Consider the following 26,534-nt stretch of genomic DNA (forward strand, 5'->3'; position numbering starts at 1 on the left):
CAGGTGCAGTTAGCGTGCATACAACAGGTGCTGTAAAGCTACGCCGAGACCCGCAGCAATTCACTCAGCACCCGCGCCAGTTCATCGGCCTGCACCGGTTTTTGAATCACCAGGCTACCGGGCAGTTCCAACCCTTCCAGTTCCGCATACCCCGTCAGAAACACCACCGGTAAACGTGGGTGTCGCTCGCGCGCTGCCAGGGCCAACTGCGCGCCATTGAATTCGGGCATGGCGAAATCGGTCAGCAACAGGTCGATGCCGTCGTCGAGCAATGCCAATGCCTGTTCGCCGCTGTGTGCCTGGCGCACCTGATAGCCGTACTGGCGCAGCACATCGCCGAGCATGTCGCGTACCAGGTGGTCGTCATCTACCAGCAAGACAGTGTGGTTTTGGCCACTGTCACCGATCGGCTGGGAAACCTCTGGCACCACGGGCTCGCTCTGCGCTTCACCCTTGACCGCCGGCAGGTACACCGCTACCTGGGTGCCGCGCCCGGGCACGGTGTCGATGCGCACGCCGCCGCCCGACTGCTTGGCGAAGCCAAACACCTGGGCCAGGCCAAGCCCCGAACCCTTGCCGATGTCCTTGGTGGTGAAAAACGGCTCGAACACTTTGGCCAGCACGTCTTCGCTCATGCCGCAGCCGGTATCGCGGATGCTCAGCATCACGTACTCGCCAGGGTCCGGGTCTTCCGGGCGCTGGGGGCGGGCCTCGATGTGGGTGTTGCGGGTGTAGAGGGTCAGTTGGCCGCCGTCGGGCATGGCGTCGCGGGCATTGATCGCCAGGTTGAGGATGATCATCTCGGTCTGGGTCGGGTCGGTCAGTGCCTGCCACAGCTGCGGGTCCAGGTCCAGGCGCACAGACACGTTACCGCCCAGGGTGCGGCGCAGCAGTTCTTCAAGACCGGCCAGCGTCCGGTTCAGGTTCAGCGGCACGGGCTCCAGGCGCTGGCGCCGGGAGAAGGCCAGCAACTGCGAGGTCAGCTTGGCACCGCGTTCGCCTGCTTCACGGATGTGTGTGAGGCGGGTGCGCGCTTTGTCCAGGTCGGCCTTGTTGAGGTCCCGTTCAAGGAAGCTGGCACCGGTGAGGATCACCGTCAGCAGGTTGTTGAAGTCGTGCGCCACACCCGCGGTCAACTGGCCGACCGCTTCCAAGCGCTGCATCTGTTGCAGCGCAGCCTCGATACGCTCGCGTTCAGTGATTTGTTCACGCAGGCGGGTGTTGGCCTCGGCCAGCCCCAGGGCGGACTCGCGCTCGCTGGTGATGTCGCGGGCCACCACGTACAGCAGGGTGTCTTCGGGTACCACCACCCAAGATAGCCAGCGCTGCTGGCCGCCGGCATGCAGGATGCGGCCGACAAAGCGCGCGCTGGTGCGGCCGTGGGCGAGGGCGGCCAGCTCCGTGAGGAAAAGCTCCTGATCGGGCTCGGGCAGCAGGTGCAACAGTGACGTCTGGCTCAGGCGTTCGCGCGAAAGGCCCAGGCTGGCTTCCCAGGCCGGGTTGAGGGCGACCGGTGTGAGGTCTTTGTTCAGCACCGCCAACAAGTCTTGCGACAGCTCCCAGGCGCGGTCGCGTTCACGGGTACGGCGCTCGACCCGTTCGCCAAGCATCTCGTTCAGTTGCTTGAGGGCGAGGGTAGCCTGGCGTTGGGTGTGAATGTCCTGCAGCACGCCAGAAAAGCGCACGCACTGGTCATCGACGAACTGGCTCTGGCCGCTGCTGAGCAGCCAGCGGGGTTCCAGGCCGTGGGGTTGCGCGATGCGGAACTCGACCCGGTAGTGGCCGCCGCTCTCGGGGCGCATGGCATGCTGCACGGCGTCGCGGACCATGGCCAGGTCTTCGGGGTAGATGCCGGCGAAGAACACGTCCAGGGTCATTTCGGTGCTGGTTGGCAGCCCGAACAAGGTCTTGCAGCGGTCGTCCCACAGCAACAGGCCTTCCTGTGGGCGCAGGTCCCAGGTGCCCATGCCGGCGGCGTCGATGGCGATGCGGGCGCGCGCCTCGACATCCGCCAGCGCTTCTTCGGCGCGGCGCCGACGCTGGCGTTCCTGCACTTCGGTCAACGCCCGGCGCACGGCCTTTGGCAGCAGCGGCAGGTTTTTTTTCAGTACATAGTCGGTGGCACCCAGGCGGATCATCTCCACCGCGTGCTCTTCACCGTAGATGCCGGAGAGGAAGATGAACGGGGTGTCTGGCGCCAGGCGCTGGGCGATGGCCAGCACGTCGGTACCGGACGAGCCGGGCAGCACACAGTCGCAAAGGATCAGGTCGTAGTGGCTCTCACGCAGGGCGTGTTCGACGCCGACATGATCGAACACCAACTGCGACTGAACGTGCAGCCCGCTGCGCTCCAGGCGCAGCAGGGTCAGCTCGGCGTCCATCGAGCTGTCTTCGACCATCAAGAGTTTCAGCGGCGTTGGCAGCATCTTCGCGGTGGCCTCAGTTGCTGCCGCGGCGGTTTAGGCGCAGCGAGCCGGGTGGCGGTTCGTTGAGCACGGCCCAGAACACCCCGAGGTCGGAGATGGCGGCGACGAATTCCTTGAATTCCACGGGCTTGACCACGTAGGCATTGACCCCCAGTTCGTAGGCGCGCAACAGGTCGGGCTCCTCCCGCGACGAGGTCAGCATCACGGTCGGGATGCTGCGCAGGTCAGGGGTGGTGCGAACTTCCTTGAGCACTTCCAGGCCATCGACTTTGGGCAGTTTCAGGTCCAGCAGCAGCACGGCGGGGTTGCCACCGTCGCGTTCGGCATAGGCATTGCGGCGCAACAGGTAGTCGAGCGCATCGGCGCCGTCACGCAGCACGATGACTTCGTTGGCCAACTGGCTGCGCTCCAGCGCCAGCAGCGTCAGCTCCAGGTCCCGGGGGTTGTCTTCTACCAGCAGGATAGGTTTGAGCATGATGGTACAGGGGCCTCATGTAGTCGCGGCGGGGCGCGGGAGGGTGAAATGGAAACTGGCGCCCTGGTCGATCTGGCCTTCGGCCCAGACACGGCCGTCATGGCGCTCAATGATGCGGCGTACGCTTGCCAGGCCTATCCCGGTGCCTTCGAAGTCTTCCATGCGGTGCAGGCGCTGGAACACGCCGAACAGCTTGTTGGCGTAGGCCATGTCGAAGCCTACGCCGTTATCGCGGATGCACACCTCGACCTCGTCTGGGTGCTCCTGGGCGCGGATCTCGATGCGCGCAGGGTCGCGACCGCGGGTGTATTTGATGGCGTTGCCAATCAGGTTTTGCAGCGCCAGGTTGATGAACGCCGGGTCAGCGATCACCTTGGGCAGGGGGGCGATGTCCCAGACAATTTCGCGGCCCTGGTAGTCCGGTGCCAGCTCGGCGCGTATGGCGTCGACCAGGGCATTGAGGTCGACATCCGACAGGCGCAGGGCCGAGCGGCCCATTTGCGAGAAATTCAGCAGGTTGTCCACCAGGCTGCCAGCGAACTGCGCGGCTTCACCTATGTGCTGCAAGAAACGCCGGCCGCGCTCGCTCAGGCCTTGGCCTTCGATTTCGCCGAGCAACTCGGTGTACCCAGCAATGTGCCGCAAGGGCGCGCGCAGGTCGTGGGACACACTGTAGGAAAAGGCTTCGAGTTCTTTGTTCGAGCGGCGCAGTTCGCCGGCCAGTTGTGCCAGCTCTTCGGCCTTGCGCAGGACGATGCCCAGCACGGCAGTGCGCAGCTCCACCACGCCTTCGACGATCAACGGGTCCCAGGCTTGGCAAAAGCCGCGTACCTCTTCCTGCCAGCGTTCAAAGCTGTGCCGCGGGTCGAGCTGGCCTTGCGGCCCGACCTGTTTGCTTGGCTGCCCGGCCCAGTTGACCGTGCGCACCTGCTCGGGGCGGAACCACAGCAGGTAGTGCGAGTGGATTTGAGAGATGGCCACTGCCAGTACACCGCCGACATGGTCTGCCAGTTCAGGCAGCTCGTCGATGTCGCGGCGTACGTTGTCGCTGTGGAAGACCGTGTCTTCACCGCGCTGGGCCAACCAGTGTACCAGCGCCGTGACTTGCGCCTGCGGTGGCGTCTTGCCGATCAGGTCGCAACGGTCGGCAGAGATCACTGCGGCGCCGCTGGCACCGGCAAACTCCAGCAGCACATCGGGCAGGTCGCGCAGGCCCTCACTGACGCTGTCGTGATCGGCCATCGACGAGATCATCCGCACGATGTGCTGGCGCAGGTCGAGCAGGGTACGCGTGCTGGCGTGGGATTCACGCGACTCGATCTGCAGCGACAACACGCTGGCCAGCAGCTCACAGGCGGTACGGGTACGCAGGTCCACCGGGCGTGGCTGGTCATGGTGGCAGGACACCAGCCCCCACAGTTGCCCGTCGACCACGATCGACAGCGACATCGAGGCCAGCGTGCCCATGTTGCGCATGTATTGCAGGTGCACCGGCGACACGCTGCGCAGCGCGGCGAAACTCATGTCCAGCGCCTTGCCGGTGCGGGGGTTGGCAGCGGGTACCAGCTTGGAGGGCTGGTAGTTGGCGTCTTCGATCACGCGGATGCGGTTGACCCGATACAGTTCGCGCGCCTGACGCGGGATGTCCGAGGCGGGGAAGCACAGGCCCAGGTAGCTGGGGTAGCCGGGGTCGGCCACCTCGGCCAGCACCTGGCCATTGCCTTCGCTGTCGAACCGGTACGCCTTGACCCGGCCGAACCCGGTGATGCGCTTGAGCTGTTCCACCGACTGCTGCAGCAGGTCTTCAAGGCTGGCGGCCAGGTGCAGGTTGCCGACGAAGCTGCGCACCAGTGGGTAGTAATCACCTTGCTCAGCCAGGTCGGCCGGCAAGCGCACAGGCTCGAACTCGACGATCAGCACCTGGTCGTGACGGTGGGCCAGCACGCGCAGCTTGTCGCGCCAGGGCGCACTCGGGCGCAGGCACACGTCGCCGATATGGAACGGAAAGGCCTCGTCGTCGGGCAGGCGTGCAAGGTGCGCGCGCATATCGAAGCCGTCATCGACCAGCTCGGCCAAGGCGCAGCCCAGCAGCTCCCTGGCGGGCAAGCCTAGCCAGTGCTCGGCGTTTTCGCTGGCCTGGAGGATGTGCAGGTCGGTCTCGTCCAGCACCAGCAGAAACCCGTGGGGCTGGATGCTGCCCGGCACCTGGATCGGCTCCTGGGCACAGCGCTCTACGGCCTCGGCGAGGGGGTTGTCTGCAGTTATCAATGAAAACGCTCCTGTCATGCCCGCCCATGCAGCGGTCACGTGTCTGGTGCAGGACGATGGTTGACATGCACCGTACCAGAATGTCGGCTGATTTGCCGGCTCATGGCCATTGGAGGCACTGTGCGACGAGGGGTTCGGTGGCATCGAAGATTTTTTCGCGGTGGCCGCGAACGCCCGCTATCGCTTTATCGCTAATACAAAAAAATGGCTTGAAGCCATCACTGCTATTCCACCCCGCTGCTACGCTCCAATGGGTACACAGCTTCAATGCAAAGCGTCAGCACACAGCGATAAGGATTATAAAGTGACGGAACGCTTTTTGGCCGCGTTGTTTGGCCTGTTGTTGAGCGGCAGTGCCGTAGCGACGGACTTTCTCGTTGAAGTGCGGGTCCTGGTGCAGCGGGGTTGCATGCTGGTCAACCAGACGCGAGATGCCGGGGCACAAGCGCTGGGCCTGATTGACCTTGGCAGTGCCGCGCGGCTCGATGGCCCAGGCGCGCCCTTGAGCGGTGTACTGCACAGCCAGCGGCCGCCACGCTTGGAATGCAACCCCGACACGCCCTATCAGGTGCGGGTCGATGGCGGCCAGCACGGTGGCGCAGGTGAACTGCGCTTTCTGGCCAACGACGACGGCAAGGCCCGGCCTATTCCTTATCGCTTGTACCGCGACCCCGCCTGGCGCGAGCCGCTGGCGGTCGATGTCGCGCACTCGGCGCGGGTGCCGAGCAGCGGTTCGATCGAACTGCCACTCTATGCCCGCATCGACAAACTGGCCTGGGTACCACAGGCAGGCCTGTATGGCGACCTGCTCAAGATCACGGTCACCTGGTAAGGACGCCACCATGCACAAGGACGCGACGCCATGAACCGCACCTCGATCCTGCTGCTTACCCTCGGCCCGCTGCTGTTGCCCGGTGGTGCGGCCCATGGCACCACCACCGGTTTCATCCAGGCGCGGCTGGTGATCAGTGCGGCCTGCCAGATCAGCAGCGGCACCGACCAGCCTGCAACCCTGGGCAACCCTGGCCTGATGGACTTCGGTGAACGTGGCCCGAACTGGGACCAGCCACTGCGCAGCCGGGTCGACGAAGTGGCCGGTGAGGGCAGCTTGCAGATCAGTTGCACGCCCGAAGTCAGGGCCTTCAACGTGCGGATCAACGGCGGCCTGAATGGCAATGACGGCGTACGGCGCCTGAGCAACGGCCGTGAACTGATCCCATATCAACTGGCGGTGGACCCGGGTGGCAACAGCCGCTACGGCATCGGCCAGGCCCGCGCCTTCACCATCAGCAGCACCCAGCAGATACCGATTCCGATCTACGGCGTGGTAGTGGCGCAACCGCGCGCGCTGCCTGCCGGGCTGTACCGCGACACCCTGAGAGTGACCCTGGACTGGTAACCACGCAAGGAGACTTCGATGCGCACGAACCTCACCCACTGCATCCTCGCCGGCCTCGGTTTGGCCTTGGCTTCCCAGGCCCAGGCCGCCACGGTGACCGGTAACATCACCTCGACGCTGACACTGATCGCGGCCTGCCAGGTCAATGGCAGTTCCGCGAGCTCAGGGTTGAACTTCGGTACCCTCAACTTCGGCACCCAGGATGCCCTGTTCGGTACTGCCAACGCCCAGGTGCTTGGCGGCACGGGTAGCGCCTTGAGCATCCTGTGTTCGGCGGGCAGCATCCCGGCGATCCGCGTGCGGGCCGGTAGCCACGATGGCCAGTCCAGCGGCGGCACGCGTGCACTCGCCGATGGCGCCGGCAACTTCGTGCCCTACGACTTCTACACCGATACAGGGCGCACCCAGGTTCTGGTCATTGACGCCACCATCACCTTGCCGACCAGTACCGGCGTGGCCCAGACCGTCAACCTGTATGGCCAGGCGCGCGGCAAGGCGGGCCTGCCAGCGGGGGTGTACACCGACACGGTGGCCGTCGAGCTGACCTTCTGAGCCATGCGCGGTTGGCTGGCAAGTGGCATCACGGGTGTCGGTGTGCTGCTGGCCACGCCTCTGGGGGCGGTGCCCACCAGCACGTTCCAGGTGAATGCGCAGATTGTCGCCGGTTGCCTGGTCGTCGGTGGCGTGAGCAACTACGGCACGCTCGACTTCGGCACCCAGTCGGCGCTGGCCAGCGGCACCCTGAGCACCTCACTGGGGGGCGCCAGTGTGACGTTTCAGTGCACACCCGGGGTAACCCTGAACATGAGCCTGGATGGCGGCCAGAACAACGCCAGTGGCACACGCAACCTCAAGCGTACGGGCGGCACGCAGGTGTTGGCCTACCAGTTGTACCGCGACGCGGCGTACAGCCAAGCCTTCGGCATTGGCCAGAGCGTGGCGGTCAGTTACACCGACCCCACGTCAATCAAATTGCCGGTGTACGGCAGAACCCAGTTGACCGGCACGCTGCCGGCAGGGACCTACACCGATGTAGTGCAAGTGACGGTGACCTGGTGAAACGGCCAGCACCCATGACAGCAGTCTAAGGAGAGTGGCATGTGGGCAGGCGCGAAGTGGGCGCGTGGTTTGATCGGGTTATCGCTGCTGGCAAGCCTGCCGGCGGGGGCAGCCACCTCGGTGCTGATCTGGCCGATTGACCCGGTGCTGGAGGCTGACCAGAAGGCCGGCGCACTGTGGCTGGAAAACCGCGGCACTGCGCCGGCGAACCTGCAGGTGCGGGTGTTCGCCTGGCGCCAGGGTGATTACCAAGAGCAGTTTCAGGCACAGCGCGACATCATTGGCAGCCCGCCCGTGGCCAATATCGCCCCGGGGCAAAAGCAGTTGATCCGCCTGACCCGCACCGGCAGTTCGCCCGCCGGCCAAGAGCAGGCCTATCGCATCATCATCGACGAAATCCCCCCAGCAGTCCCGGCAGACAACGCCAGCCAGGGCGCTACGGCCGCGATCCGCCTGCAGATGCGTTATTCGGTGCCGCTGTTCGTCTACGGCGAAGGGTTGTGGGGCAAGGCCGACCCTGAAGGCAAACGTAATGCCGAAGGAGTGGGCAAGCCGCAACTGAGCTGGCACGCAGTGACCGTGCAGGGCAAACCCTACGTCGAGCTGCGCAACACCGGCCCGGTGCATGCGCGCCTGACCGATGTGGTGGTGCAGCAAGGCAGCCAGAGCAAACCGTTGGCCGAAGGCCTGCTGGGCTATGTATTGCCCGGTGCCAGCATGCGTTGGCCGGCGCCGCTGGCGCCGAGCGCCGGCAGTGTGCTGAAAGGGCGGGTCAATGGCCAGAACGTGGCGGATGCCATCCGCCAAGGTCAATGAGCCTGCGGCTGAATGAAGGGCAGGGGCCAGGGAGGACCCGGCAATGGTCGGAAACCGTGTGTGAAATGGCTGTCGGCGACGCCGCGCCGCTGGTGCCTGGGGCTCGCCCTGTTCGGCCCCTGCCTGGCGCTGGCCGACGACCTGCCGCCACCACCCACGGAGATGTCCGCCATCGCCGACGCCACGCTGTACCTCGACCTGCTGGTGAACCAGATGCCCAGGGCTGAACTGGTGCCCGTGCAGCAACGGGCCGGGCAGCTGTTCCTGGGCAGTGATGTGCTGCGCGCGGCCGGCATCAGCCTGCCGAACGATCCCCAGGGCGAGGTGGCACTAGATGCCGTGCCAGGCCTGCACGCCGACTACGACAGCCAGAACCAGCGCCTGCTACTGCAGGTGCCGCCGGCCTGGTTGCCGGACCAACAGGTGGGCGATCGCAACCTGTACCCGGCCAGCGATGCGCGCAGCAGTTTCGGCGCCTTGTTCAACTACGACCTGTACCTGAATGACACCGATGAGGGTGGCACCTACCTGGCAGCCTGGAACGAACTGCGCCTGTTCGACAGCTGGGGGACGTTCTCCAGTACCGGCCAGTGGCGCCAGTCGTTCAATGGCGCCCAGGCCGACCAGTCGCGCCAGGGCTTCCTGCGTTACGACAGCACCTGGCGCTTCACCGATGAACAACGGCTGCTCAGCTACGAAGCCGGTGATTTCGTCACCGGTGCCTTGCCCTGGACCAGCGCGGTGCGGGTCGGCGGCCTGCAACTGTCGCGCGATTTTGCGGCTCGTCCGGACCTGGTGACCTACCCGCTGCCCGCATTCGCCGGAGAGGCGGCGGTACCGACTTCGCTGGACCTGTTCATCAACGGCTACAAGTCCAGCAGTACCGAGCTGCAACCTGGCCCGTACACCCTGACCAACGTGCCGTTCATCAACGGTGCAGGTGAAGCGGTGGTGGTAACCACCGACGCCCTCGGCCGGCAGGTGTCGACCACGCTGCCGTTCTATGTCACCAGCAGCCTGCTGCAAAAGGGCCTGTCGGACTTCTCGGTAGCTGCCGGTAGCCTGCGCCGCGATTATGCCGTGCGCGATTTCAGTTACGGCCCAGGGGTCGCCTCGGGGAGCTTGCGCTACGGCCTCAGCGACAGCTTTACCCTAGAGAGCCACCTTGAAACCGCCGAGTCACTGGTGCTGGGCGGCCTGGGTGGCAACATGCGCCTGGGCAACTTCGGGGTGCTGAATGCGGCCTTGGCACAGAGCCAGTTCGACGGCGAGAAGGGCCATCAGGTCGCCCTCGGCTACCAGTACAACAGCCAACGTATCGGCTTCAGCTACCAGCGCCTGCAGCGCCACGGCGACTACGCTGACCTGTCGCGGGTCGACAGCCCGGACATGCTGTTGAGCCAACGTAGCGAGCAGGTCACCGTCAGCCTCAACCTCAATGAATACGGCAGCCTCGGCGCTGGCTATTTCGACGTACGCGCCGCAGACGCTTCGCGCACGCGGTTGATCAACCTGAGCTGGAGCAAGCCGCTGTGGGGCAACAGCAGCATCTACCTGTCGGCCAACCGCGAAATCGGTGACAGCCAGTGGGCTGTGCAGGCGCAATTGGTCATGCCGTTCGACCTTAACGGTACCCTGGCGTTAAGCGCAGAACGCAGCAAGGAAGGCGAGGACTTGCAGCGGGTCAACTACAGCAGGGCGGTGCCGGTGGGTGGCGGCGTCGGGTACAACCTGGGGTATGCCACCGGTGGCAACCGCGATGCCTATCGCCAGGCCGATGTCACCTGGCGCCTGCAGTCGGTGCAGTTGCAGGCCGGTGTCTACGGCAGCAGTGGCGAGATGACCCGTTGGGCAGACGCCAGCGGCTCGTTGGTTTGGATGGACGCCGGGGTGTTCGCCGCCAACCGCATCGACGACGCCTTCGTGGTGGTCAGCACCAACGGCTACGCCGATGTGCCGGTGCGCTACGAGAACCAGCAGATCGGCCGCACCGACAGCAGCGGCCATTTGCTGGTGCCGTACAGCAGCGGTTACTACAGGGGCAAGTATGAGATCGACCCGATGGACCTGCCGCCCGACATCCTGGCACCCGAAGTGGAGCAGCGTGTGGCGGTGCGTCGTGGCAGCGGCTACTTGCTGGAGTTCCCGCTCAGGCGCGTGCTGGCGGCGAGTATCGAGTTGGTGGACGCTAGCCAGCAGGTGATCAAGCTCGGCAGCCGAGTGACCCACGAGGAAAGCGGCAGCCAGGCGGTGGTTGGCTGGGATGGATTGGTCTACCTGGAGAACCTCTCGCCGCACAACCGCCTGCTGGTGGCGCTGGAGGGCGGAGGGCAGTGCCAAGTCGAATTCGACCTGCCTGAAGGCGCAGGCTCGGTCCCCTTGATCGGCCCATTGGTGTGCCGATGAAGGCCTGGCAGCGAGGGTTGTGGGCGTGCGCGCTGCTGCTGCCGGCAGGTGCGGCGTGGGCCAAGTGCGCGTCGGTGCCAACCTCGCCCGCAGCGTTTGGCACCATCAGTTCGACCCTGGTACGCAGCACAGTACAGACCGCCTTCAGCAGCAATTCGGGGTTGCAGTGCAACGGCTCGGTGCTCAGCGTGCTCGGCAGTGGCGATACCTTCAAAGCGACCATTCTGCCGGCTACCGGAGGTTTGGTCGGCCCCACCGGTGACGTCATCCCCTACACGCTGTATGCCGACAGCAGCACCAACTACCCGATCACCCGTGGTGTGGCCTTCGATTTTGCCCGCAACGGCATTCTTGACCTGCTCGGGTTGCTCAACGGTACACCCAAGGCGGTGCCGATCTACATGCGCACGCAGCTCAACAGTAACGTCGCGGCGGGGCTTTACCAGGAGACGCTGAGCGTCAACTGGGCCTGGAACTACTGCGATGGGATTGGCATTGGCGGTTTGTGCATCGGCCGAGATAACAGTTCCGGCACCCAGTTTCTCACGGTCAGCCTGACGGTGAGCAACGACTGCCAGATCACCACACCCACCATCAGTTTCGGCAGTGCGCCGGTGGTGTCGGGGTTTGCCACGGTGAACCAAGGCGTGAGCCTGTCATGTACCAAGGGCACCAGCTACACGGTGGGGCTGGATGACGGGCAGAACGTGTCGGGTGGGCGGCGCAGGATGAAGTCGGCGGCCAACAACTACCTGGCCTACGATATCTTCAAGAGCGCCAGTGCAGTGCGCTGGGGCTCGGTCACCGGTGCCCGGCGTTCGAGCAGTGATGCCGATATCAATCCAGGGGTGGGTACGGGGACAGGCAGCCAGGTGTTCAACTACAACGCCAAGGTGTACACCGACCAGGCCACACCGCCGGCGGCGAGCTACACCGACAGTGTGACGTTGGATGTGCAGTTTTAGCGTTCTACTGAACCTGCCTCTTCGCGGGCAAGTCGGACCGCCGCACCGCCGCTCCCACCCGAACTGTGTAGCCTCAAATTGTGGGAGCGGGCTTGCCCCGCGAAGGGGCCTTGAAGGTCAACGCAGGTCGTCAGCCATCTTCAGCAATGTCTCCAACACTGCCCCTGCCAGCGCCTTCGACCGCGCCCCAGACCACCCGGTAACGGCATTGGGTGCATCGTCATGGTCCTTGAAGGGCATTTCCAGCGTCAGTGACAGGCAGTCATGAGCCATGCCCACCGCATTGCACGCCAGCGTGGTATTGGCTTGCCCAGGCTCATCACGTGTATAGCCATGCACGGTCTGGAAGTCCGGGGTCACGCTGCACAGCGTGCTCCGGAACTGCTCCTCCAGCTTAGCCAGGCGTGGTGTGTAACCGGGGTTGCCCTCGCACGCCGCAGTGAACACATGGGGGATTTCTTCATCCCCGTGCACATCGATGAACGCATCCACCCCGTACTGCTTCATCTGCGCCTGGGCAAAGAACACCTCAGGGCTGAACTCGACGCTGGCGTCCTGCCAGGCACGGTTGAGGTCCTTGCCCTTGAAGTTGGTGCGCAGATGCCCGAGGAAGGCGCCGTCCGGGTTCATGTTGGGGATCAGGTACAGGTCAGCCTTTGCCAGCAGTTGCTGCACCTGGCCATCGTTGGCTTGCAGGCGGTCGATCACGCCCTCCATGAACCACTCGGCCATGTGCTCGCCCGGGTGTTGCTGGGCAATCAGCCACAGCTTGCGCTTGCCGGTTGCGCCGTCGCCTGCACGCAGCAAGGGGATATCGCGCCCTTGCACGCTGCGGCCGCTGGCCAGCAGTTCGACACCGGGGATCTGCTTGGCGCGCTCGATCAGTTGATTGTGGCGCGCGCGCGGGTAGGGCTCGAAATAGGCGAACCAGATTTGTTCCTGCTCGGCAGTCACTTCGAATGACAATGCCTTGCCATCGAACTGGCTGGGTACGCGGAACCAGGTCTGCTGGTCGTAGGAGGCCACGGCGTTGTACCCGGCCCAGGCATTCTTGTAGGAGGATGCGGAGGCGTTATCCAGGCTGAAGCGATGGACCTGGCCCGGCGTCAACCCGCTGACCTTGAAGTGGAACCACTGGAAGTGGCCGCTGTGGGTGTCCGGCCGGATGTTCAGGTGGACCTTGGCAGGGTTGCTGGCATCCAGTACCTGGATGTTGCCGGAATCGAAATCGCAGTCGATCTGCAGGGGGGACAGCGTCACGGTCATCGCCGGGCTCCTTGACGGGCTTTGTTGTGGGGTTACTGTACACCGGTTGCGCGCTTGAGTGATGCAGGTGGCCTGTTGCTTCAGGTGTCGAGGGTTCGATAGTCACTGGTTTGTGCTTTGTTTTGCATATTAGGTTATCGCTAAAATCAATTTCATTTATTAATTCGCTGCCGTTAGAGTCCAGGTTCCCTACCTGCAAGGAGCCGCGGATGTCCATCCGATCCCACCTTCTGATGATTGCCGCCAGCGCATTGCTGGCGACCCAAGCCTTCGCAACCGAACGCCTGACCCTGCGCATTGGTGACCAGAAAGGCAACATGCGTGCGCAGCTGGAGGCCGCCGGTGCCTTGCGCGACTTGCCCTACGACATTCAATGGGCCGAGTTCCCCGCCGCTGCGCCCTTGGCCGAGGCGCTGAATGCTGGGGCGATCGATGCCGGCATTATCGGCGATGCACCGTTGCTGTTCGTGCTCGCCTCAGGGGCGCCGGTCAAGGCGATCGCCGTCGACAAGTCCGACCCTTACGGCACGGCATTGTTGGTGAACCCCGACGCGCCCTTCAACAGCGCCGCCGACCTCAAGGGCAAGCGCATCGCCACGGGCCGCGGGTCGATTGGCCATCACCTGGCGCTCAAGGCGCTGGACCAGGCTGGCCTGTCGGAAAAGGACGTGGAGTTTCGCTTTCTCGGCCCGGTCGATGCCAAGATTGCCTTGGCCAATGGCGCGGTGGACGCCTGGTCGACCTGGGAGCCCTACACCGCGCTGTCCGAGTTGAGCGGTCAGGGCAGGGTGCTGGTCAATGGCCGTGGCCTGTCCAGCGGCAACAGCTTCCTCGCGGCCACCGACAACGCGCTGGAGGATGCGCCACGCCGGGCCGCACTGCAGGACTACCTGGCACGCCTGGCCGGCGCCCAGGTCTGGGCGTATCAGCACCTGGACAGTTATTCGAAAACCCTCGCGGCGATCATCGGCTTCCCTGAAGAGGCCGCGCGCCTGCAGTTCGAACGCCGCCAATTGCGCTGGCAGGCCATCGACGCCACCACCATTGCCGAACAACAGGAAACCGCCGACTTCTATAAAGCCCACGGCCTGATGAGCCAACGGCTGGATGTGGCACCGACCTTCGCCAGCGGCTTCAGCGTGCCCGCAGCCGATGCACTGGCCGCTCAACGCTGACCCTGTTGCGGGCTTGCCTGCGAGAGGCCACGGCAGTTACAGGGTTTCTCCGTTAGTCGAAGGCGATCACCGACAAACAGTTGGCGCCCTTGCTGCTTGCCGCAGTCAGCAAGATGACGCTCTGAATCTCCTCATCAGGATGGCTCGTGCACCAGGCTTTGCCGGGCCATCCACTTCAGCAGCGTTGCGATGGGCACGCGGCGGTGCACTTCGTGACGCTGCTGTGCACCAGCGCCGTCGCCCGTGCGCTCGCGATAACGGCTCAGAATCAGATGCTGGCCATCCTCGGAGACCCGCGCCTCAAGCTCGTGCAGCACCTGCTGGCGAGTGTCGCGCTGCAGGCGCCTGAACAACACCACCGGCTGGGCATCAGTCATTGGTGGGTACCCCCGTACAGCTCGCCGGCCGTTTGCCAGGCGCGCCTGCCTTGCCTTCGGCTACCCGCTCGGCACGCTGTTGGGCGGTGTAGTCACGCACGGCTAGGTAGTAATCAGGCAGGATGCGCAACGTGTCGGTAACCGGCAGTGCTTCGGCGCGGCCATCCACCACACTGCCTGCCATGGCCACATTGCCCAGGGTGTCGACCGTGTCGCTGTTGTCGCCGAACGGGTCGACCGCCAAGCTCAGCACGCTGCCGGTCGCATCGCGCAGGTTGTGGGTGCCCAGCAGCGGTAGCTCGACGATCGGGCCATCGGCGATGTTCCACACGCCGAAGGTTTGGCCAAAGTCCGACGTGTGTCGGGGTAGCCCCATCTTCCCGGACACATCGATCAAGCCGGCGACGCCCAGGGTCGTGTTGAACATGAAGCGCGTGAGGCTGGTCATCGCCCGTTCGCCGTTGCCTTGCAACAGGTCGTTGACCAAGACCTTGGGTTCGCCGAAGTTGGCGGCGAAGTTGTGCACGCCCTGCCGGGTGAAATCAGGCAATGCGCTATAGCCACGGGCGACCGGTGCCAGCAGGTAATCGTCGACACTGCGGTTGAAGGCGAACACGGCGCGGTTGGCGGGCTCGGCGGGGTCGCTGAGCTGATAGGCCACAGGGCCACAGGCACTGGCAGGTGGCCGCTGGCTGCAGCCGCCGGCAGCGAGCAATGACAAGGCCAGTAGCGCATGGCGGGCTGAAAACCAGGCAGTGGGGGTAGCGGTGGGCATGGGCACATTCCAGACAAGAACTGGCGCCGATGGTGTGGCCGGTTGATTGCCTGGGAATGTCTGGATTATTGCCCGGCTGACACTTTGTTTCCGGGTTGAAATATATGACGGCAGCCCAGGGATGGCCGTAAAGTAAGCCTTTACTCTAGTGCCACTCAGTTAAGCGTCATCGGCTGTCATTGGGGCTGTTGTGCAGCCCATCGCAGCGGCCCCCTTGGCCCTAACTGATGGGCATTAGCTTTTACTCCCTCTGTTCGCGGTGCCCCGGTGTGAGCCATTTGCTGATTGTCGACGATGATGTCGAAGTACTCGACCTGCTGCAGAAGTTTCTCCGCCAGCACGGCTACGAGGTCGATGTAGCCAGTGATGGCCAAGGCCTTTGGCAGGCACTCGAACGGCGCGTGCCGGACTTGGTCATTTTGGATGTCATGCTACCGGGCGACAGTGGCCTGGTGCTGTGCCAGCGCTTGCAGGCCGAGTACAAGGTAGCGGTGATCATGCTCACCGCCATGGGCGAACTGAGCGACCGTGTGGTGGGCTTGGAGCTGGGCGCGGACGACTACCTGACCAAGCCGTTCGCCGCTCGCGAGTTGCTGGCCCGGGTGCGGGCGGTACTGCGCCGGGCAGGCGAGAGTCCGGGCAGCCCATTGCCTGCCTCGTCGCGTGCCGTACTCGAATTCTCTGGCTGGCAGCTGGACGTGCTGCGACGTGAGTTGCGCTCGCCGGAGGGGGTCATGATCCCCTTGTCCAACGGCGAATTCGAGCTGCTGCTGGTCTTCGCCGAGCACCCCAGGCGCGTGCTCAGCCGCCAGCAACTGCTGGACCTGGCGCGTGGCGAAGCGCACGAGGCCTATGACCGCAGCATCGACGTGCAGGTGAGCCGGCTGCGGCGCAAGCTTGAAAGCGACGGCGACAGCGAACCGTTGATCCGCACCTTGCGCAACGTCGGCTACCTGTTCACCGCCAGTGTGACCAAGCGATGAGGCTGTTGGCCTGGGCGCGCAGGGCCCTGCCACGGCCACGCGTCACCATTGCCCGCTGGATCGCGCTCACTACTCTGGCGGCCATGCTCAGCCTGCTGCTGCTCAAGTGGCTGTTCGGTGTGCTGCTCAGCGTCTGGGCGCAGCCGCCGTTGCTGGAAAGCGGCTTGATCGAGAAGGTTGCTACCGTCGCCCGCATGGTCGACGCCGCACCTGTGGCGCAGCGGCCGACCTTGGCCAGCGCCGCAGGTGATGTGTCGTATAGCGTGCAATGGCTACTGCAGCGTGACGAGGCCGGTTTGCCAGCCCTGGTAGATAACGAATTTCACCAAGGGGCGCCGACATTGCGCGCACTCCTGGCGCGCCCGGACGCGCAGATCGAAGTCTACGGGCCGTCCGACTTGCCAGAGCAGGCGCAACCGCGTGGCTATGCGCTTCTGATCGAACTGTCAGACAAGTCATGGCTGCTCTATCGCGCCACCGACCGCAGTTGGGGGCTGGATGAACTGCCGCGCAACCTGATCATTGTGGCGCTTATGATCGTCTCCAGCCTGGCGCTCGCGCTATTTGCCACGCGCTACCTGGCCCGCCCTCTGGAGCGCTTCGCCGAAGGCGCGCGGCGCTTTGGCAAGGACTTCAACGCCCCACCGATCCCAGTGGTCGGCCCTTACGACCTGCGCCAGGCCATTTTGGCTTTCAACGCCACCCAGGCCCAGCTCAAGCATTTTCTCGACGACCGCACGCAGATGCTCGCGGCGATTTCCCATGACCTGCGCGCCCCGTTGACCCGCATGCGCCTGCGCGCCGAGTTCATCGAAGAGGGCGAACTGCAGGCCAAGTTGTTCAAGGACGTGGACGAGATGCAGGCGATGGTCGACGCCGCGCTGCAGTTTTTCCGCGATGATGCACGGCTGGAGCCGGCCACGGCGTTCGACCTGGGCGAATTGTTGTCGACCGTGGTCGACGACTTCAAGGATGCGGGGGTGGACATCGACCTCAGCGGGCCGCGCCGGTGGGTCTATGTGGGTCGCCCCATTGGTATCAAGCGGGTGATGGTCAACCTGATCGAAAATGCGGTGAAGTACGGCACCGAGCCGACGGTGCAGTTGGCGATCACTGACGAGCAGATCATCATCCGCGTTCTTGACCGAGGCCCGGGCATCCCAGAGCACTTGCAGGCATGCGTTTTCGAGCCCTTCTACCGCATCGAAGGCTCACGCAACAAGGACACCGGCGGCGTCGGCCTGGGCTTGCCGGCGGCGCGCGCCATCGTCCTCGAACAGGGCGGTAGCGTAACCCTGAGCAACCGCCAGGGCGGTGGGCTCGAGGTCAGGGTCACGCTGCCTGTCGGCTGACCCACCGGTGGCGATCAGAGCCCCAGGTCACTGAGCCCGGGGTGATCGTCCGGGCGCCGCCCCAGGGGCCAATGGAACTTGCGATCCGCCTCGGCGATAGGTTGCTCGTTGATACTCGAATGGCGGTTCTGCATCAGGCCATCCTCGGCAAATTCCCAATTCTCATTGCCATAAGCACGGAACCACTGGCCGCTGTCATCGTGGTACTCGTAGGCGTAGCGCACGGCAATGCGGTTGCCGGTGAAGGCCCACAGCTCCTTGATCAGGCGATACTCCAGTTCATGGTTCCACTTGCGTGTCAGAAAGGCCTCCACCTCGGCCCGACCACGGGGGAACTCGACACGGTTACGCCACACGGTATCGGGCGTGTAGGCCAACGCCACCTTGGCGGCGTCGCGGCTGTTCCAGCCGTCTTCGGCAAGACGGACCTTTTCGATGGCGGTTTCGCGGGTGAAAGGGGGCAGCGGTGGGCGGGGCATCGTAGGCACTCCTCAGGTGGTTTATAGCTAGGAGCGTAGTCATCGAGGGCGGTACAGGGAATCGGCGTGCCCGGCACTTCATAATTGCGGGCGGCGGAATAATGTTGGGATGCGGAGGTCGCAAGTGAGTCCCTGACTCTGTGGGAGCAGCTGTCTTGTGGTGCTTGTTCCGGCCTCTTCGCGGGCAAGTCGGACCGCCGCACCGCCGCTCCCACCCGAACTGTGTAGCCTCCAAGTCTAGCGCCGCACCTGTGGGAGCCGGCTTGCCGGCGATGCAGGCGACGCGGTTCATGGCGCCGGCTTTGCCGGTGTTCGCCGGCAAACCGGCTCCCACGGGGCCCTGCTAAATCAATGAAACATCCTCTCTAGGGGAGGTTCTCAGGCGTTCAGGCTGCGCCGTCCAACGCTGTGCCCGTCGCCTTCGCGCGCCCGCCGAGCCATACCAAAAGCAGCCCCGCAGCCGCCAGCAGCCCACCTGCCATCGGTACCGCCGCGTAGCCCAGGTTCAGGCTGATCACCCCACCCCCGAGCGCAGCGCCCACGGCATTGCCAAGGTTGAACGCGCCGACATTGATCGAAGAGGCCAGCCCTGGGGCCTCGGCGGCGGCGGTCATGACGCGCATCTGCAGTGGCGGCACCACGGCGAAAGTGAAGACACCCCACACCAGCAGTGCGAGTGCGGCGCCCAGGTGACTGCCCAGCACCAGTGGCATCAGCAGCATGAGCACCGCCAAGGCACCCAGGAAGATCCGTGCCGCGCCGTCCAGTGACCAATCGGCCAGGCGGCCGCCGAGGCTGTTGCCCAAGGTGAAGCCCACACCGATCAGGACCAGCCCGAGGGTGACGAAGCTGTCCGAGGCACCGGTCAGCTCGGCCAGCACCGGCGCCACGTAGGTGTACAGGGTGAACATGGCGCCGGCACCCAGCACGGTGGTGGCCATGGCCAGCAGCACGCTGGGGCGGGCAATCACGGCCAATTCCTTGCGCACATGGGGCACGCTGCCGCGTTCGCCCTTGGGCAGGGCGTACCACAGCGCGGCCATGGCCAGCAGGCCGAGTACCGCCGTGCCGGCAAACGCCATGCGCCAGCCGACCTGCTGGCCGACCCAGGTGGCGGCAGGCACGCCGCCGATATTGGCGATGGTCAGGCCCATGAACATGGTCGCCACGGCGCTGGCCTGTTTGTCCTTGGGCACCACGCTGGCGGCAACCACGGCGCCCAGGCCGAAGAAGGCACCGTGGTTGAGGCTGGTGACCAGTCGGGAGGCCAGCAGCGTGTAGTAGTCCGGCGAAAGTGCCGACAACAGGTTGCCCAGGGTGAAGATGGCCATCAGCGACATCAGCGCGGCGCGCTTGCCGAAGCGGCTGAACAGTAAGGTCATGATCGGTGCGCCGACCATCACGCCGATGGCGTAGGCGGTGATCAGCATGCCCGCGCTGGGGATACTTGCATCGACGCCTTGGGCGATCACGGGCAACAGGCCCATGGGGGTGAATTCGGTGGTGCCGATGCCGAAGGCGCCGATGGCCAGGGCGAACAGGACCCGTTTGGGAGAAAGCGTGCTCATCGAGCGCTCCGGATGGAATGAAGGGGGGGTAGGAGCAGCCTTGTGCTGCGAAGAGGCCCGTAAACACAGCGAAGATTCATGCTGTGTTCACCGGCCTCTTCGCAGCACAAGGCTGCTCCTACAGTGCAAGCTGCAGCGGCGGGTTGATCAGTCCCAGGCAGGCGCCAGGCCATCCGGGCTGACTTCACGCCCGTTGCGTTCGAGCGTGGCGATGCGCGCCATGTCGTCGGCGTCCAGGCGCAGGTCGCGGGCGAGCAGGTTGCTGGCCAGGTTTTCGCGTTTGGTCGACGACGGAATCACCGCATAGCCCAATTGCAGAGCCCAGGCCAGGGCCACTTGCGCGACGGTGGCTTTGTGCTTGGCGGCGATCTCGGCCAGCACCGGGTCTTTCAGGACCTTGCCATAGGCCAGGGTCATGTAGGAGGTGACGGTGATGCCCTGATCCTGCAGGAACGCGGCCAGCTTGGCATTTTGCAGGTAAGGGCTGAGCTCGATCTGGTTGGTGGCGATTTCGCCCTCGCCAACCACCGCGATGGCCTGGCGGGTCAGTTCGATGTTGAAGTTGGACACACCGATCTGGCGGGTCAGGCCCTGCGCCTTGGCCTCAGCCAGGGCTGCCATGTACTCGGGCAGCTCGACGCCATTGCCCGGTGCCGGCCAGTGGATCAGCAACAGGTCGACATGGTCGGTACGCAGTTTGGCCAGGCTATCGCGCAGGCTGGGGACCAGCTTGTCGGCGGCGTAGTTGTCGACCCAGATCTTGGTGGTGATGAACAGCTCGCTGCGCGGCACGCCGCTTTCGGCGATGGCTTGGCCCACCTCGGCTTCGTTCTTGTAGATCTGTGCGGTGTCGATGACGCGGTAGCCCAGCGCCAGGGCCGACTTGACCGAATCGATGACCGCTTGGCCGGTGAGGCGGAAGGTGCCCAGGCCGAAAGAGGGAATGTTCATGATCTTGCTCCTGATGAGGCTACGTGAACCGAACGGTGCTGGCTTTGGTTGTTCAGGTGAGGGAGCAGTGTGCGGCTTCTCCAGAAGGTGATAAAGCCGTCGTCACTCCAAAGTACTTTGCGTCTGGAGCAAGAATTGGCGCTTGTGAATAAGCGCACCGAGAGGTAATGACGTTGCGATGCGCGCTCTGCGCAATTGCTTTTCAATGGCAAGCAGGTATTCATCTACCACCGCCGCCTGCAGCGCAACTGATGTGATCGAGCCCCAATTCAAGTGGAGCGCTCGATCATGCCGATGGCAACCCATAGCGACGACCTGCTGGACGAGTTGATCGCCAGCCGCCTTCCCAGCTGGCTGGCCAACGCCACACCGGAGCGTCTGAGGGCACTGAACCTGTGCCTGAGCCAGCAAATGGACGTTCAGCAGCAGCTACAGGGTCTTTACCAAGGGACTACTGGGCTCGATGACTTTTCCGCCCCCCTGCTACAACAGGCCCTGCACGATCAGCAGTTGCAGCTGGACGTGAGCAAGGCGCAGATTCAGTTGAAAGTCGTGCTCCCTGCACCCTTGGCAAAACTGCTGGGCAAGCCGCAAGTGCGGTTTTTCAAGCATTCGTTGCTTGAGGCCGCACTGCACAACTTCAGTGCGGGTGAGGCGGCCTCTCAGGACGGCGCGACATTGCTCGATGAAAACGCCAGCCCGCTTGCGTTTGCGCCCGTGGCATTCGCTGAGCTTTGTCGCACGCTCGATGTGGGCAAGCAGTATCAGGACTACCTCAAGGCCCGCTATCAAGCCCCGTTAGAGGAGGGGCGCCGCGTCAACCGGATAGTCGAAGAGGGCTACCGGGCAGCGCTGGAGGCTGCTGTACGGCTGTCTGCCTTGAAGGGTGAGATCAATGAGCGAAGCTATCAGCTGTTTCTACCGCTCATGTCATCTGTGCCCACCGAGGGCAGTGATTCAGCGGTGTTGATCCCCAAAGTCCTGCGGCTGCTCGGCAAGCAAATTCGTGGGGCCATGGCCTTTGAAGTGCGGCAAGGCGGGCAGGCAACTGCACCTCTGGAAGGCGTACTTTGCTGGATCCCAGGTGACGAGCAGGGGGCCCTCACCTGGTATGGCAACTGGGACACGTTGTTCAGTAGCTTAGGCGAGCTGTTCCGGCTGCCCGGTTATGAGGCGTTTTTCCAGCGCTTTATCGGCCAGCGCGACCGGCTGGCATTCACCCAGGCGCTGAGCAAAGCTAAAGCAGCGCGGGCTGCCCACCTGCCTGCCGAACTCGACGGCCGTTATGAAGCTATCGAGCTGCCGCTGTTCGAGCACATGCGTAAGGTGCAGCTCGACACGTTGCTTGATGATGCCAGGGTCTTGGCGGTACCCACGGCAGATCAGGACAGTAATGAGCGCAACGCGCGCCTGCACTTCTACCTCGATGCAGGCTTGTCCGTGCTTGGGGTCGCGAGCCTGTTCGTGCCTTGGTTGGGCTTGCCCTTGCTGGCCATTGCGGCGGTCGAGGTGGTCTCGGGGGTGTACGAGGGCTATGCCGATTGGCAACTGGGTGACCGGCAGGGAGCGCTCGAGCACCTGTTAGGCGTTGCCGAGAATATTGCCCTGGTTGGGGTAGGCGTCGGTGTCGGGGTGGTTGCTGGGCGTGTGCTCAAAAGCGCCGGCCTGGTGCGCCGGTTGGTGCCCGTACGGTTGAATGAGGGGCAGGTAAGCCTGGTACACCCCGAACTGCCTGGTTACGAAGTGCTGGACGACACGTTGGCGGTGGGTGAGCGAGGCGGCGAGGCAGGGCAGGAGCGACTTCGCACCCACACTGGCACCTACAGGGTCGCTGAGGATCCGTTGACACGACAGCTGTGCATTTTGCACCCAACGCGCCTGCACGCCTACGCGCCGTTGCTGGAGCACAATGGTGCCGGCGGCTGGCGCCACGCGCTTGAAGTTCCGCAGCAGTGGCAGGATGCAGCGCAGATGTTCAGGCGTTTGGGTAGCACGCTGAGTGAGGTATCCGATGCCACGGCAAACGATGTGCTGCACATCACCGGTTTTGATCAAGCACGCGTACGCCGCCTGCATGCGCAGAATGCGCCAGCCCCCGCGCAACTGCTCGATGCCCTGCAACGCTATCAGCTGCATCAACGTGAGCCCGGGCTGCAGGGTGCAGCATTCGAGCAACGGTTACAGGCGGAGCAGCCTTTGGCCTCCCCTGAGGCAAGTATTCTTCGGGGTACTTTCCCTGGGCTGAGTGTGCGTGGTGCGCAGGAGATCGTCGCCAATGCCGAGCCAAGCCTGGTGCAACGCATGGTTACTCAGCGGAAGGTGCCCATGGCACTGGCTGGCACTGCCCGCTGGTACCTACGCGATGCGCGCGTGGACCGCGCCTGCGCGGGCTTGTGGCAAGCACCGGCGATCAATGCCGATACCGAGCGGCTGGCCCTTGGGCTGATCGAAGGCTGGGCGCCTTGGCCTGAAGGCGAAAGGGTGGAGATACGCCAAGCGACTCGAGAGGGTGAATTGATCGCCTGGGCAGGGGCGAACAACGCCGATCAGGTGCGTATCATTGTCCGAGATAACGACCAATACCTGGCTTACAGCGGCACTGGCACACAGCTGACTAACGTTGTACAGGGTGAGAGCCTCTTTGAAGCGTTGCTAAAGCAGCTGGATGCAGCGCAGCGCGGTGTGCTGGGGGAGGCAGGGCAGTCCGCCACGCAGTTGGGTGATGGCTTGAGACAGCGCGCAAACGCGCGCCATGAACAGGCGGAACAATTGATTGGGCTGACACCTGCGTCATTGGGTTTGAGGCCACTCGCACGCTTGAGCGGCGGGCGTTTGGGCTATCCGTTAAGTGGCAGGCCGGGTATGCGTCTGCCAGAAGAACAACCTTCGTTGGTGATCGACGAGGCGCAGGTTCGCCCTCTTCTCGAAGGCCTGCGGCGCCTGTTCCCCGACCGCGAAGAGCAAACCCTGCGCCAGTACGCGGATGCCATTGCCCGCACGCCAAGGCGGGATGTCTGGAACCATTATGCTGACTTGGCGCGGCAGGTCAGTACATTGCGCACCAGCCTGGATACCTGGAGCCAAGCGGGGGATGCGGCGCAACGCGCTGCAGGTGCGGACCGTGGTGTGCGACTGCATTGGAGTGCATCGCGAGCGATCATGGCGCAAGAGATTCTGCAGGCTTGGCATCCACAGTTGCCAGGTGAAACGCCAACCTTCCAACTTGATTTTGACGGCGCGCTGACCGGCGGGGTGCCAACGTTCCCGCACACCGTTGGCTGGGGCCGACTGAGCGGCTTGACGCTGCGCAATACCAGTGCGATGGAGTTGCCTCCCATCACTGCGCAACACTTTGCCGGCCTGCGTAGTTTGAGATTGATAAATACGGCCTTGGAGGCACTGCCCCAGTGGCTTGTAGACCTTGAACAACTCACCCATGTGAGCTTGCGAAGCAATCGCTTGGCGGCACTGCCGGCTCAACTATCGCGCATGACGCGTTTGTCGAGCCTGGACCTGGGGCACAATCGGTTGACGGTGATCCCGCAAGTACTTGGGCAACTGGGCGAATTGCGGACCTTGAGTCTGGAAAGCAACGGTATCGTCATCGATGCACAAAACAGTGTTCGGCTCGAAAGCATGCAACAGCTGGAGGTGCTGATACTCGACGGTAACCCGCTGGCAAGCATGCCGTCACTGGTCAGAAGCATCGAGTTGCGAAGGGTTACGCTGCGCAACACTCAGCTGCGGGTGTTCCCAACCGAGTTGCTTGGCCAGCATCCGGGTATGAGCCTTGCGCTAGAGGCCAACAGGATCGTTGATCTGGATGATGAGTCATTGCGATTGATCGCTCGCGACAGGGCCCGTATCTGCCTTGACTACAACCCCTTGTCCCAGGCGTCTGTTCAGCGACTGGACGCCAATGATCGCTTGGAACCGGTGGATCCGTTTGCGCCTCAAGAGGGTGATCAGATAATTGCAGATGATCCTCAGCGCGTGCAGGCGCTTCGTGCCATCTTGATTAGGATTGGCAACCAGGTGACCAATGCCAGTGCGCATCTGCCGCAGCATGAGGTGTTGGCTGCACATCTCAATGTGCTTGAGCAGGCCAGTACGTTGCGAGAAAGCCTGGAAGAGTGGTGCGGCGACGACCCTGGCCGGCTGGCCTTTGCACGGCGTCTGCTTGGAAGCTGGCTGCCGGAGGTGCCGGGAAGCGTATCTCCTCCCCACGAGCGACATTTTGCCCTGCGCATTGACGGTGCGCAGATTGGTGCATTGCCGCCATTTCCTGACACGATCAGTTGGGGGCGGCTGCGCTGGCTGCGGCTGATAAACATCGATTTTTCCAGCGTCGCGCCCGACTACTTCAGCCGCTTCACTAATCTGATTCAGTTGCGGATCAACAACTGCCACCTCAGCGAAGTGCCGGCATGGGTCTGTGACCTGCGCAGGCTGGATGATCTGTCATTGTCCAACAACCAGTTGGCGTCGCTGCCTGAAGGCTTGGAGCGATTGACTGACCTGACGATGCTGTTTCTGAATGACAATCGCCTCACCCAGGTACCCGACGCCTTGCGCGGATTTGGCCGGCTTCAACGGTTGGGCCTGGCGAACAACCAGATTGTCGTGGATGTCGGGGGCGCCGCTCGACTGAACGCATTGTCAGCGCTGAGGATGCTGAACCTGAGCACTAACCCGCTCGGTAGCCTACCGACGCTACCGCAAAGCACTTCACTGGAGAGCGTGGCGGTCGCCAATTGCCAACTGGGCGAGTTCCCTTTGGCGCTTATGCGTGAACACCCCAACCTGACGCTCAGGCTCGATGGCAATCGTATCAGTGAGCTGAGTGAGGAAGCGGTCCGCTTGATCCGAGCGAACCCTCAGGGCGTCAACCTCCAGCTCAATCCACTGTCTGACGACAGCGCGCGTCGGTTGGCGGCTGTCCAGCCAGTGTTGGAGCCTGCGCAACCGCCTCAGCCGGAGCCACACCCGGAACCACAGTTGCAAGCTCAGGCTGCCCGTGCGCCGGAGCGGGTAGTGGTTAGGATGGCGAACCCGCAGGCTCAGCATCATGGCGTCGACGCCTCGCGTGATCGGTGGCTGCAAGGCCTGCCCTCGCCACTTCAGCAGCAACGGCAAGCGCAATGGGCACGGCTCACGGCAGAGCCAGGTGTCGAAGATTGGTTGGCGTTCCTCGACGGTTTGAGTCGAACCGCAGATTTTCAGCAGGATGTTGAAGCCCTACAGGCGCGAGTGTGGAGCCTGATCGACGCCTGTGAATTGAATGAGCGTGTTCGAGGGGCCATTTTCGATGAAGCGCAACGAGACGGCATGGCCGAGAGCTATCTCGCCCAGCTCGATCGGCTTGAGTTCGCCAGGGTTCGCGCGCTGCGCACTGAGGGCCTGCAGGGTGATGATCTTGAGCGTGCCTATGTACAGTTAGCCCGCGAACAGTTGTCCCTTTTGCAGGAAGGTAGGCCTGAAGCACTTATCGAATCGCTTGCAGGCAGCAGGTACTGGCAGGACTATCTCCATCAGCGCTTTACTGAACGGTTTGATGCTCGGCTACTGGGTTTCAATACGCGCGTGGATGCGTTGGATGCCCTGGCGATCGATCCAAATGAATACATGCAACGTATCGCTGTGCTGGCGGCTGAGCGAAACGCTGTTTTCCATACGTTGATTCGTGAACTCACCGTTGAAGCGTGCACGCGTCATCCGGCGCAGGAGCATTAAGTACCGCAGTGGTGAGGGGGAATGCTGTTTATCTCGGGCTTTGACCAACCAGAGAAGCCGC

Annotated in this window: 20 protein-coding genes; 11 read left to right on the forward strand and 9 right to left on the reverse strand. The window is 63.6% G+C overall.

Features of this window, described 5'->3' with window-relative positions:
* Window positions 1–38 precede the first annotated feature (38 nt).
* Genes GIB19_RS15360 through GIB19_RS15370 form a run of 3 tightly spaced genes read right to left on the reverse strand, consistent with a single transcriptional unit; the run spans window position 39 to window position 5,166 of the window.
* Window positions 39–2,426 carry a hybrid sensor histidine kinase/response regulator gene (locus GIB19_RS15360; RefSeq protein WP_274887091.1) on the reverse strand — a complete coding sequence of 796 codons (2,388 nt, stop codon included), beginning with the start codon at window positions 2,424–2,426 and terminating at the stop codon, window positions 39–41.
* Window positions 2,427–2,439: 13 nt separating this feature from the next.
* Complete coding sequence (locus GIB19_RS15365; protein WP_027593903.1) at window positions 2,440–2,901, reverse strand: response regulator; 462 nt, start codon at window positions 2,899–2,901, stop codon at window positions 2,440–2,442.
* 15 nt (window positions 2,902–2,916) lie between these two features.
* Window positions 2,917–5,166 (reverse strand): ATP-binding protein, encoded by a 2,250-nt coding sequence (locus tag GIB19_RS15370; RefSeq protein ID WP_274887130.1) that lies wholly within the window; start codon window positions 5,164–5,166, stop codon window positions 2,917–2,919.
* A gap of 307 nt (window positions 5,167–5,473) precedes the next feature.
* On the opposite strand from GIB19_RS15370, the gene GIB19_RS15375 reads away from it, so the two are divergent.
* The 7 genes from GIB19_RS15375 to GIB19_RS15405 all read left to right on the forward strand — a co-directional run bounded on the left by GIB19_RS15375 (window position 5,474) and on the right by GIB19_RS15405 (window position 11,814).
* Entirely contained in the window at window positions 5,474–6,001 is a 528-nt protein-coding gene (locus tag GIB19_RS15375; RefSeq protein ID WP_027593901.1) for a Csu type fimbrial protein, read from the forward strand.
* Between the two features lie 30 nt (window positions 6,002–6,031).
* A complete protein-coding gene (locus tag GIB19_RS15380; protein ID WP_099429911.1) occupies window positions 6,032–6,568 on the forward strand; it encodes a Csu type fimbrial protein in 537 nt (178 codons plus the stop codon).
* An 18-nt stretch (window positions 6,569–6,586) separates the two neighbouring features.
* Complete coding sequence (locus GIB19_RS15385; RefSeq protein ID WP_027593899.1) at window positions 6,587–7,120, forward strand: Csu type fimbrial protein; 534 nt, start codon at window positions 6,587–6,589, stop codon at window positions 7,118–7,120.
* Between the two features lie 3 nt (window positions 7,121–7,123).
* Window positions 7,124–7,627, forward strand: a complete 504-nt coding sequence (locus tag GIB19_RS15390) for a Csu type fimbrial protein (RefSeq protein ID WP_274887094.1) — start codon at window positions 7,124–7,126, stop codon at window positions 7,625–7,627.
* Window positions 7,628–7,666: 39 nt separating this feature from the next.
* Window positions 7,667–8,443: a fimbrial biogenesis chaperone gene (locus GIB19_RS15395; RefSeq protein WP_099429910.1), complete on the forward strand. Its 777-nt coding sequence runs from the start codon at window positions 7,667–7,669 to the stop codon at window positions 8,441–8,443.
* Between the two features lie 162 nt (window positions 8,444–8,605).
* The gene (locus GIB19_RS15400; RefSeq protein ID WP_446731387.1) at window positions 8,606–10,849 is read left to right on the forward strand and encodes a fimbria/pilus outer membrane usher protein; all 2,244 of its coding nucleotides are present in this window, start codon (window positions 8,606–8,608) and stop codon (window positions 10,847–10,849) included.
* Window positions 10,846–11,814, forward strand: a complete 969-nt coding sequence (locus tag GIB19_RS15405; RefSeq protein WP_099429908.1) for a Csu type fimbrial protein — start codon at window positions 10,846–10,848, stop codon at window positions 11,812–11,814. Before GIB19_RS15400 ends, GIB19_RS15405 begins: the two co-directional genes overlap by 4 nt.
* Before the next feature lie 117 nt (window positions 11,815–11,931).
* Here the strand turns inward: GIB19_RS15405 and GIB19_RS15410 are convergent, their stop codons facing one another.
* Window positions 11,932–13,080, reverse strand: a complete 1,149-nt coding sequence (locus GIB19_RS15410) for a M14 family metallopeptidase (RefSeq protein ID WP_265969567.1) — start codon at window positions 13,078–13,080, stop codon at window positions 11,932–11,934.
* Between the two features lie 209 nt (window positions 13,081–13,289).
* On the opposite strand from GIB19_RS15410, the gene GIB19_RS15415 reads away from it, so the two are divergent.
* Entirely contained in the window at window positions 13,290–14,255 is a 966-nt protein-coding gene (locus GIB19_RS15415) for an ABC transporter substrate-binding protein (protein WP_099453501.1), read from the forward strand.
* A 134-nt stretch (window positions 14,256–14,389) separates the two neighbouring features.
* Here GIB19_RS15415 and GIB19_RS15420 read toward each other — a convergent pair whose 3' ends face one another.
* Both GIB19_RS15420 and GIB19_RS15425 read right to left on the reverse strand, forming a co-directional pair.
* A complete protein-coding gene (locus tag GIB19_RS15420; protein WP_274887098.1) occupies window positions 14,390–14,632 on the reverse strand; it encodes a hypothetical protein in 243 nt (80 codons plus the stop codon).
* The gene (locus GIB19_RS15425) at window positions 14,625–15,407 is read right to left on the reverse strand and encodes an MlaA family lipoprotein (RefSeq protein ID WP_274887099.1); all 783 of its coding nucleotides are present in this window, start codon (window positions 15,405–15,407) and stop codon (window positions 14,625–14,627) included. Before GIB19_RS15425 ends, GIB19_RS15420 begins: the two co-directional genes overlap by 8 nt.
* A 269-nt stretch (window positions 15,408–15,676) precedes the next feature.
* On the opposite strand from GIB19_RS15425, the gene GIB19_RS15430 reads away from it, so the two are divergent.
* Window positions 15,677–16,390 (forward strand): response regulator, encoded by a 714-nt coding sequence (locus GIB19_RS15430; protein ID WP_027593890.1) that lies wholly within the window; start codon window positions 15,677–15,679, stop codon window positions 16,388–16,390.
* A complete protein-coding gene (locus tag GIB19_RS15435) occupies window positions 16,387–17,742 on the forward strand; it encodes an ATP-binding protein (protein ID WP_274887100.1) in 1,356 nt (451 codons plus the stop codon). The genes GIB19_RS15430 and GIB19_RS15435 overlap by 4 nt, the downstream gene beginning before the upstream one ends.
* 14 nt (window positions 17,743–17,756) lie before the next feature.
* Here the strand turns inward: GIB19_RS15435 and GIB19_RS15440 are convergent, their stop codons facing one another.
* From GIB19_RS15440 to dkgB, 3 genes are all read right to left on the reverse strand, one after another.
* On the reverse strand, window positions 17,757–18,221 hold the full coding sequence (locus GIB19_RS15440) for a nuclear transport factor 2 family protein (protein WP_027593888.1): 465 nt from the start codon (window positions 18,219–18,221) through the stop codon (window positions 17,757–17,759).
* A 386-nt stretch (window positions 18,222–18,607) separates the two neighbouring features.
* Window positions 18,608–19,789: an MFS transporter gene (locus tag GIB19_RS15445; protein ID WP_274887101.1), complete on the reverse strand. Its 1,182-nt coding sequence runs from the start codon at window positions 19,787–19,789 to the stop codon at window positions 18,608–18,610.
* Between the two features lie 147 nt (window positions 19,790–19,936).
* Entirely contained in the window at window positions 19,937–20,740 is an 804-nt protein-coding gene (gene dkgB / locus GIB19_RS15450) for a 2,5-didehydrogluconate reductase DkgB (protein WP_274887102.1), read from the reverse strand.
* 411 nt (window positions 20,741–21,151) lie between these two features.
* Here dkgB and GIB19_RS15455 point away from each other — a divergent pair, with 411 nt between their 5' ends.
* Window positions 21,152–26,473 (forward strand): dermonecrotic toxin domain-containing protein, encoded by a 5,322-nt coding sequence (locus GIB19_RS15455; protein WP_342456464.1) that lies wholly within the window; start codon window positions 21,152–21,154, stop codon window positions 26,471–26,473.
* The last annotated feature ends 61 nt before the right edge of the window (window positions 26,474–26,534 follow it).

The sequence above is a fragment of the Pseudomonas sp. ITEM 17296 genome (assembly GCF_028895205.1).
GTDB lineage: Bacteria > Pseudomonadota > Gammaproteobacteria > Pseudomonadales > Pseudomonadaceae > Aquipseudomonas > Aquipseudomonas kermanshahensis.